The organism is Bacillus sp. BML-BC051, assembly GCF_019656175.1.
Lineage (GTDB): Bacteria > Bacillota > Bacilli > Bacillales > Bacillaceae_G > Bacillus_A > Bacillus_A mobilis.
Genome location: NZ_BPLI01000133.1, coordinates 1 through 311, shown reverse-complemented (window position 1 = coordinate 311; position 311 = coordinate 1). Strand labels below are relative to the sequence as shown.

1 pseudogene is annotated in these 311 nt (G+C 45.7%); it reads right to left on the bottom strand.

From position 1 onward, the window contains the following. Positions 1–311, bottom strand: a pseudogene (locus K5S59_RS29575) (stage V sporulation protein AD); the annotation flags it as partial.

Below are 311 nucleotides of genomic sequence, written 5' to 3'. Positions count from 1 at the left end.
TTTCATTCGGTTTAATAAATGACCGTACACGACTGTTGCGGAACATCCTGGTCCACTTGCCCCAGCTATGACTGGTTGTCCGTCTCTGTAAATAATGATTCCGCAATCTTGGAATTGTTCGCTCGTTACTTTTGTTCCGTGTTTATGTAGTAGGTCGTAGGCAATTTCGCGACCGACATGTCCAAGGTCACCTGTTACGATTAAGTCGTAATAAGAGGCGTCAATTTGTCGTTCGCGTAAATGAGCTTCAATCGTATCGACAGCCGCTGGGGCCATCGCACCACCCATATTAAAAGGATCTGTTAATCCCA